The sequence below is a fragment of the Nonomuraea sp. NPDC004702 genome, assembly GCF_053601695.1.
Map to the genome: position 1 here is coordinate 183,088 of NZ_JBSGCE010000014.1, position 7,635 is coordinate 190,722.

The 7,635-nt window shown below is 71.5% G+C and carries 8 protein-coding genes; 7 read left to right on the plus strand and 1 reads right to left on the minus strand.

The window, feature by feature from the left end:
- The first annotated feature begins 4 nt into the window (after window positions 1-4).
- The 7 genes from ACWEJ6_RS19930 (at window position 5) to ACWEJ6_RS19960 (ending at window position 7,193) form a co-directional block, all read left to right on the plus strand.
- A complete protein-coding gene (locus ACWEJ6_RS19930; protein WP_387667855.1) occupies window positions 5-901 on the plus strand; it encodes a carbohydrate ABC transporter permease in 897 nt (298 codons plus the stop codon).
- A 5-nt stretch (window positions 902-906) separates the two neighbouring features.
- Complete coding sequence (locus ACWEJ6_RS19935) at window positions 907-1,731, plus strand: carbohydrate ABC transporter permease (RefSeq protein ID WP_452425214.1); 825 nt, start codon at window positions 907-909, stop codon at window positions 1,729-1,731.
- A complete protein-coding gene (locus ACWEJ6_RS19940; RefSeq protein ID WP_452425199.1) occupies window positions 1,728-2,729 on the plus strand; it encodes a hydroxyacid dehydrogenase in 1,002 nt (333 codons plus the stop codon). Before ACWEJ6_RS19935 ends, ACWEJ6_RS19940 begins: the two co-directional genes overlap by 4 nt.
- 62 nt (window positions 2,730-2,791) lie before the next feature.
- Window positions 2,792-4,873 carry a hypothetical protein gene (locus ACWEJ6_RS19945; protein ID WP_452425201.1) on the plus strand — a complete coding sequence of 694 codons (2,082 nt, stop codon included), beginning with the start codon at window positions 2,792-2,794 and terminating at the stop codon, window positions 4,871-4,873.
- Between the two features lie 4 nt (window positions 4,874-4,877).
- Entirely contained in the window at window positions 4,878-5,648 is a 771-nt protein-coding gene (locus ACWEJ6_RS19950; protein ID WP_452425203.1) for a hypothetical protein, read from the plus strand.
- Window positions 5,649-5,706: 58 nt separating this feature from the next.
- The gene (locus ACWEJ6_RS19955) at window positions 5,707-6,465 is read left to right on the plus strand and encodes a hypothetical protein (RefSeq protein WP_452425205.1); all 759 of its coding nucleotides are present in this window, start codon (window positions 5,707-5,709) and stop codon (window positions 6,463-6,465) included.
- A gap of 35 nt (window positions 6,466-6,500) precedes the next feature.
- Complete coding sequence (locus ACWEJ6_RS19960; RefSeq protein ID WP_452425207.1) at window positions 6,501-7,193, plus strand: nucleotidyl transferase AbiEii/AbiGii toxin family protein; 693 nt, start codon at window positions 6,501-6,503, stop codon at window positions 7,191-7,193.
- Here the strand turns inward: ACWEJ6_RS19960 and ACWEJ6_RS19965 are convergent.
- On the minus strand, window positions 7,160-7,635 hold a 476-nt coding region (locus ACWEJ6_RS19965), incomplete at its 5' end, for a GDSL-type esterase/lipase family protein (RefSeq protein WP_452425209.1). The two genes, ACWEJ6_RS19960 and ACWEJ6_RS19965, sit on opposite strands and share 34 nt — an antisense overlap.

The window sequence follows — 7,635 nt, forward strand, 5'->3', positions numbered from 1 at the left end:
GCTTGTGACTCCTCCAGTAGGAAGCGGTCGCGGCGGCGAGGGGTGGCGGCGGCGGGGGGCGATCCTGCTGTTCGTCGGGCCGTTCTTCGCGCTGTTCGCGGCCGTGATCGTGGCCCCGCTGGCCTACGCGGTCTACCTCAGCCTGTTCAGCGAGAAGTCGTCGGGGCTCGGCTTCGGCGGCGCGGAGACCGTGTTCGTCGGGCTCGGCAACTACCTGGACACGCTGAAGGACTCCGCCTTCACCGACGGCTTCCTGGTCATCCTCGGCTACTGCGTGCTGTACATCCCGCTGATGATCGGCGGCGCGCTCACGCTGGCGCTGCTGCTGGACTCCGGGCTGGCCAGGCTGGCCAAGTTCTTCCAGCTCGCGCTGTTCATGCCGCACATCGTGCCGGGCGTGATCGCCGGGCTGATCTGGCTCTACCTGTACCTGCCCGGCATCAGCCCCATCGTGGACCTGCTCGGTGACGTCGACTTCCTCGGCGGCGACCACGTGCTCGGCTCGGTGGTCAACATCGCGCTGTGGGAGTGGGTGGGCTACAACATGATCATCTACTTCGCGGCGCTCCAGGCCATCCCGGCCGAGGTCGTCGAGGCGGCCAGGATGGACGGCGCGGGCCCGCTGCGCGTCGCCCTCCAGGTCAAGGTGCCGCTGATCCGCGGCGCCGTGGTCACCACCGTGCTGTTCACGATCATCGGCTCGCTGCAGCTGTTCACCGAGCCGATGGTGCTCGACAACGTCAGCGACGGCGTCGTCAGCACCTGGACGCCCAACATGTACGCCTACAACGAGGCGTTCGGCAACAACGACTACGGCCAGGCCGGCGCGGCCTCCATCCTGCTCGCGCTGCTCGCCGCCGTGCTGTCCTACGCCGTCACGAAGTGGGGGAACCGCCGGTGAAGTGGATGTCCCGCGCCACGGTCAACGTGCTGCTGATCATCTCCGCCCTCTACACGCTGCTGCCGCTGACGTGGCTGCTGTTCGCCTCCACCAAGTCGCTGTCCGACCTGTACTCGACGCCCGGCTTCTCCTTCGCCGGCTTCAACCTGTTCGAGAACATCAGGGCGGTCGCGCAGGAGGGCGACGGCGTCTTCTTCCGCTGGTACCTCAACAGCGTCCTGTACGCCGGGGCCGGCGCGGCGGTCAGCTCGTTCGTCACCGTGATGTGCGGTTACGCCTTCGACAAGTACTCCTGGTTCGCCAAGGAGAAGATGTTCGGGCTGGTGCTGCTCGGCGTGCTGGTGCCGACCACCGCCACCGCCGTGCCGCTCTACCTGCTGGCCTCCAAGATCGGCGTGGTGAACACGTTCTGGTCGGTGTTCGTGCCGGTGCTGGTGCATCCGTTCGGCGTCTACCTGGCGCGGGTGCTCTCCTCCGGGTACGTGCCCGGCGAGGTGCTGGAGGCGGCCAGGTCCGACGGGGCCGGCGAGCTGCGCACGTTCGTGTCCGTGGCGCTGCCCATGCTGCTGCCCGCGTACGTGACGATCTTCCTGTTCCAGTTCACCGCCATCTGGAACAACTTCTTCCTGTCCCTGGTCATGCTGAGCGACCAGCGGCTCTACCCGCTCAGCCTCGGCCTGTACGGCTGGGAGAAGCAGGGCAACGCCTTCCCCGAGTTCCACAGCCTCGTGATCACCGGGTCGCTGCTGTCCGTGGTGCCCCTGCTGCTGGTGTTCGTGTCCCTGCAGCGGTTCTGGAAGGCCGGGATGACGGCGGGCAGCGTCAAGTGAACGAGCTCTCGGGGGAGAACATGAACAAGCCGGTGACGGTCGTCGCCATGGCCGCCGAGGTCGCCGGGCGCATGCTCACCGGCGAGGTGCGCGCCCGGCTGGCCCGGGTGGCCGACGTCCGGGCCGAGGTCGCCGCGTTCGACGACGCCGACCTGTCGCAGGCCGAGGTGCTGCTCACCTCGTGGGGTTGCCCGCCGGTGACCGCCGAGGTGCTGGCCCGCGCGCCCCGGCTGCGGGCGATCGTGCACGCGGCCGGCTCGGTCAAGCACCACGTCACCGACGCCTGCTGGGAGCGCGGCATCGTGGTCTCCTCGGCCGCCTCGGCCAACGCCGAGCCGGTGGCCGAGTTCACGCTCGCGGCGATCCTGTTCGCGAACAAGCGGGTGATCGACATCGCCCGCGCCTACCGGGCGCGGCGGGCCAACGACGACTGGGACGCCCGCTTCCCCGGCTTCGGCAACTACCGGCGGGTGGTCGGCGTCGTCGGGGCCTCCAGGATCGGGCGGCGGGTGATCGAGCTGCTGCGGCCGTTCGACTTCGAGGTGCTGGTCAGCGATCCGTACCTGACGGAGGAGCTGGGGGCGCGCCGGGTCGGGCTGGACGAGCTGGTCGCCCGCTCCGACGTGGTCAGCCTGCACGCGCCCGACCTGCCCGAGACCCGCCACCTGATCGACGCTGGCCGGCTGGCCGCCATGCGCGACGGCGCCACGCTGATCAACACGGCCAGGGCCGCCCTGGTCGACCAGGACGCGCTGATCGCCGAGCTCACCTCCGGACGGCTGTACGCGGTGCTCGACCACACCGAGCCGGAGTTCCTGCCCGCCGACTCGCCCCTCTACGACCTGCCGAACGTGCTCGTCACGCCGCACGTCGCCGGCTCGCTGGGCGGCGAGCTGGCCAGGATGGCCGACCTCGCGCTCGACGAGCTGGCCCGGCACGCGCAGGGCCTGCCCTTCGAGCACGGCGTCGAGCCCGGCACGCTGTCCCGGTCCGCCTGAAGCCCCCTCTGAACCGCTCTGAACCGCTCAGAGTTCGCCTGAAACACCCCCGGAGAGGAAACATGCCCCTTCAGTTAGTCGCGGCCCTGGTCGTGGCGGCCGGACTGGTCGCCACCCCCGCGGAAGCGGCCGCCGCCCGGAACTTCTTCGTCGACTGCCAGGCGCCGGACGGCGGCTCGGGGCGCAATGCCGCCGGGCCACTGAACAGCCTGGACGCCGTCAACGCCATCACCTTCCGCGAGAAGGACACGATCAAGTTCAGGGCGGGGACCGTCTGCGCCGGCCGGCTCGAACCCGTCGGCTCCGGCACGGCCGCGCACCCCGTCGTCTTCACCTCCTACGGCGAGGGCCCCAAGCCGATCATCCAGGGCGACGGCGGCGAGTGGGCCGTCCACCTGGTGGACAACAGCTACGTGACGCTGGAGAAGCTGCACATCACCAACCCGGCGGCCACCACGGCCAAGCGGACCGGCGTGCAGTACAACTCCACCACCCCCGAGCCGAAGGCCGGGCTGGTCCTGCGGGACCTGGAGATCTCCGACGTCGCCGGCTGGGGCAACAAGACCGGGGCGAACAGCTCCTGGTTCGCCTACTCGGCGGGCATCAGCGTCCAGGCGCTGCCCGAGGGCAAGGTCGGCTACCTCGACGGCATCACGATCACCGGCAACTACGTGCACGACACGGGCGGCGGCGGCATCAAGATCAGCCGCAAGGGCACCGACTACCACCGGAACGTGCTCATCGCCCGCAACACCATCCGCGCGGTCGGCGGCGACGGCATCGTGGTGCACGCCTCGGACCGGCCGCTGGTGGAGCAGAACCTGTTCGACGAGGGCGGCGCCGGGAAATATCCGTACGTAGACGGAAATTTCGCGGGAATGTGGCCGATCAACTCTGTTGACCCGGTATTTCAGTTCAACGAGGTGACCCGGCAGCGGCCCACCATCTTCGACTCCACCGCCTGGGACTGCGACGGCGGCATCAAGGGCTCGTGCGTCTACCAGTACAACTACTCGCACGACAACGCCGGCGGCTTCTACCTCGGCTGCCAGAGCTGCACCGAGTTCCCCAACTACAAGGCCACCGCCATCCTGCGGTTCAACATCGCCCAGGACGACTGCCGCATCGCGGGCAACGCCTCCGGCGACAACACGAGCCCGCTGTGGCTGTACAACAACACCTTCTTCTGCCCGTCGCAGAAGCTCGACGTGGCCGTGCCCACCGGCAACTCGAAGATCGTCAACAACATCTTCTACGCGCCGTCCGGCACGCTGCCCGCGGCCCCCGGCATCGGCTACGACTCCAACGTCTACCACGGCGGCGTGGCCGTGCCGGCGGCCGACGCCCGAGCGGTGACCGCCGACCCCGGGCTCGCCGCCCCCGGCACCGCCGACGGGGCCGCCGACGTGGACGGCTACAAGCTGCTCGAAGGCTCGCCCGCGCTCGCGTCCGGCGCGGTCGTGGACGGTCTCGGCGACCGTGACTACTTCGGCAACCCGGTCGCCGGCACGGTCTCGCGCGGGGCCTACAACGGGCCGGCCACCGCGCCGGTCGTGGCGGGCTCGGTCGAGGAGGCGTACAACAACGTCGCGGTCAGCTCCGACCTCAACCCCAACGTCGGTGGCTTCTCCACCAGCGGCCGCAGCTACTCAGGCCAGGCGCTGGAGAAGGCGGGCCTGACGCCGGGCCGGACCGTGAACGTGCTCGGCGCCGGCTTCGTCTGGCACCCGCGCCCGTACGGCATGACCGACAACGTCAAGGCCGCCGGGCAGACGGTCGCGCTGCCGGGGCAGGGCGCCAGGCTGGTCCTGCTCGGAGCCGGTGGCCTGAAGGCGCGCGAGGGCGTGTTCAAGGTCACCTACACCGACGGGACGACCGAGGACAAGACCGTCAGGTTCGGCGACCAGTGGGACGCGACCGCGCCCGCCGGCGGCGTGCTCGTGGCCCGCGCCGACTACCACAACATGACGCAGACCAGCTACAAGAACCCGGCCACCGGGCAGACGCGCGAGTCGGGCGTGTCGGTGTTCGGCTACGCGGTGCCGCTCGACGCGTCCAGGACGGTCGCCACGGTGACCTTCCCGGCGGGCAGCCCGCTGGCGAACGCGGGGTTCCACGTCTTCGACATGAAGATCGCGAGCTGACGCCGTGACGAGCACCACGGCCACCGGCCGGTCGCGCCGGGCGTCCGGCCCGCGTCCGGGGTTCCCGGCGCGCGGGCGGGTCCTGTGGGCGGCTCTCGCCCTGGCCGGGGTGCTCGTCGTCGGCATCGCGGCGTCGGGGAAGGAGGCCGGGGGCGGGGTTCCGGCGTGGGCGGCGTCCGCGGGCGTGGCGGAGGTGCTCGGGATGCGTCCCGGGGACACGGTCGTCACGTTCGAGGGGGAGCCGGTGAGCGGGGCCGAGGTGCTGCGGGCGGCCGAGACCGTGCGCGCCGAGGTGATCTCCGAGTTCGCCGCCCAGGGGCTCGGTCCTGGCTTCTGGGACCGTCCCCGCGACGGCGTCACCCCGGCGCGGCGGCTCAGGGAGCGGGCGGTGCGGGCCGCCGTCCTGGACAAGGCGCGGCGGATCTGGGCCCGCGAGGCGGGCCTGCTCGCCGACGTCAGCGAGCAGGGGTTCCAGCGCGAGCTGGCCGCCGAGAACGCCCGCCGCGCGCAGGCCGCGCGCTCCGGCCGCCCGATCCCGGGCGTGCCCTCCTACGACCAGTACACCTACGCGCAGGTGCGGGCCGCCGAGCTGGACTCGGCGCTCGGCAAGCTGCACGCGGCCACCCTCGACCTGTCCGAACGCCGCCTGCGCGACCGGTACGCCCGCACCGCGGCCCCCGGCGCGCCCCCTTTCGACCAGGTACGCGACACCATCAGGCGGCAGCTCGTCATCGAGGGCTACGAACGGGCCCTCCAGGCGAGAGCCGCCTCATGAGCCCTCCCGCAGCGGACATACAAGGCTGTTCCGGCTCGTACCATCGACTTCTAAGGTCATGGGGAACTGGTTCCAGAGCAACATCGTCACCACGGGACGGCTGCCGCTGTTCTGTTACTTCGTCACGCTCATCGTGGCGTTCATCGCCACCCGCATCAACGTCCGCCTGATCAGGGCCAAGGTCAGCTGGTTCCGCAACGTGAACGTGGGCGAGATGCACATCCACCACGTCGTGTTCGGCGTCGTGCTCATGCTCATCGGAGGCGTGACCGGGCTCATCGTCAACGGCGCCGCGCAGGCCGGGCAGGTGGTCGCCGCCTGCGTGTTCGGCGTCGGCTCCGCCCTCGTGCTGGACGAGTTCGCGCTGATCCTCCATTTGCACGACGTCTACTGGGAGGAAGAGGGGCGCACCTCGGTGGACGCGGTCTTCATCGCCGTCGCCGTGACCGGCCTGCTCCTCATCGGCCTGCGCCCGCTGACCTGGGACTACGGCACGCCGGTCAACCCGGCGGCGCTGATCGTGGCCAACCTCGCGCTGGCGGTGATCACGCTGCTCAAGGGCAAGATCTGGACCGGGATGGCGGGGCTGTTCCTGCCTTTACTGCTCGTGGTGGGCGCCGTGCGCCTGGCCCGTCCCGGCTCGCCGTGGGCCCGCTGGTTCTTCCGCGGCGGACGCTCGCCCCGCAAGCTGGCCACCGCCGTCCACCGTGAGGAACGCTGGCGGCGGCCGGTCATCAGGGCCAAGATCGCGTTCCAGGAGTTCCTGTCGGGGCGGCACGACCTGCCCTCCAGCCGGCGCGGCCGTCGGCATACTTGACCCATGACACCGCTCGCGCCCCCCGCCGCGCTCTGATGCGCTTACCGCCGTTCCCCGAGCGCCTGCTGCGGGCGCTGTCCCCGGCCGGCGAGCGGCACGGGCTGCTGCTGGCGGGCGGCCACGCCCTGCGGGTCCACGGCTTCACCGACCGCCTGGTCGACGGCCTCGGCCTGGTGACCGCCGCCGAAGGGCCCCTGTCGTCCGCCGCCGGCGACGTCGTGGCCGCGTTGCGCGCCGGCGGGCTGGTCGCCGAGGTCGCCGAGAGCGCCGCGTGGGCGGCCCGCCTGATCGTCACGGATCCGTCCATCGGGCGTGAGGCCGAGATCGTCCTCACCCGCGAGGCGCTGCGCGAGCCCCCGGTGGTGTGCGACGGCCTGCCGGTGGCGGCCCCGGCGGACGTGATCGGGCTGCGGGTGCGCGACCTGCACGAGAGGGGGCTGCCGGCCGACGTCGCCGACGCGGCCTCGGCGGCGCACGTGTTCTCCTTCCGCGACCTCGAACGCCTCGCCGCCGTCCATCTCGACGACTTCTCGCCGCAGGAGCTGCTCATGCGGCTGGAGTTCGTCGAGCTCATGAGCGACGAACGCTTCGAGGCCCACGGCCTGGACGAACGGCACATCGCGGACATCCGTGCCTTCGCCCGGGAGTGGGCCGAGGACATCAAGCTGCGCAGGGCCGACGACGGCGACGCCGACTACGACGACCCCGACCTGCCTGAGGTCGACTGATCCGGCAGGCCGAGGAGCACCGGCGCGAGCGCCGGGCGCTTGCACACCCGGCCGTCGCCCGACGAGCGGCCCCGCAGGCGCCGGGCGATCCACGGCCCGGCGAACGAGCCCAGCCAGCGGGCCTCCGCCGCCGCCGTGCGCAGGCGGCCGGGCGGCGGCAGCACGGGCAGCGGCAGGTTCCAGCTGTCGTCGCTGCCGGGCAGCTCCAGCGCGTACGCCACCGACGCGGCGAACCTGGCGTGCCCCGCCGGGCTGGCGTGCAGCCGGTCGGGGCTCCACAACCGGGCGTCGGTCACCGCCGTGTCGGGGAAGGTGTCCACCAGCGTCACGCCGTGCCGGGCGGCGGCCTCGCGGACGCGGGCGTTGAGGTCGAGCACGCGCGGCAGCAGCGGCCTGGCCAGCGGCGCGATCCGGCCGATGTCGGGGAAGGTCACGGTCACCA

Excerpts from the sequence above, each read along its gene's own strand:
- ACWEJ6_RS19935 (WP_452425214.1), top strand. The coding sequence starts at position 907 with ATGTCCCGCGCCACGGTCAACGTGCTGCTGATCATCTCCGCCCTCTAC.
- ACWEJ6_RS19945 (WP_452425201.1), top strand. The coding sequence starts at position 2,792 with ATGCCCCTTCAGTTAGTCGCGGCCCTGGTCGTGGCGGCCGGACTGGTC.
- ACWEJ6_RS19955 (WP_452425205.1), top strand. The coding sequence starts at position 5,707 with ATGGGGAACTGGTTCCAGAGCAACATCGTCACCACGGGACGGCTGCCG.
- ACWEJ6_RS19960 (WP_452425207.1), top strand. The coding sequence starts at position 6,501 with ATGCGCTTACCGCCGTTCCCCGAGCGCCTGCTGCGGGCGCTGTCCCCG.